This is a genomic window from Desulfocurvus sp. DL1XJH-121 (genome assembly GCF_054819825.1).
This window is the reverse complement of sequence record NZ_JBTVWW010000069.1, coordinates 1-326: the sequence shown is the minus strand read 5'-3', so window position 1 is coordinate 326 and position 326 is coordinate 1. Positions and strand designations below refer to the sequence as shown.

The 326-nt window shown below is 66.6% G+C and carries 1 protein-coding gene; it reads right to left on the bottom strand.

Annotated features, from left to right (window positions below; translation table 11 throughout):
* The coding region (locus ACYYG1_RS17340; RefSeq protein WP_461211589.1) for an IS110 family transposase at nt 1-326 on the bottom strand (326 nt) is incomplete at both ends.

Here is a 326-nt window from a genome sequence, read left to right as displayed (position 1 = left end):
CCAGCGTCGCGAGGCGGCAGCGCTGCGCCGCCATCAGCCGCACGAGGTGCATGCGTTCCTGGATCAACGCCCGGAGTCGCTGCATCTCCTTGGAAGGCTTGCGGTAGGGGCGTTGCGGCGTTGTTTCCCCGAAGCGCCGCAAGACTCGTGCATCAAGCGTGTCGGTCTTCGCCAGGATGCCGAGACTCTTGGCGAAATCGCGTACCTGGCGAGGGTTCGCAACGCTCGCGGGCACGCCCTCGGCGCACAGGACGTTCAGCAACCCCCGCTCGTAACCGCCGGTGGCCTCAAGCACAACCATGGAGACGGCATGCGTTGCCACCAGG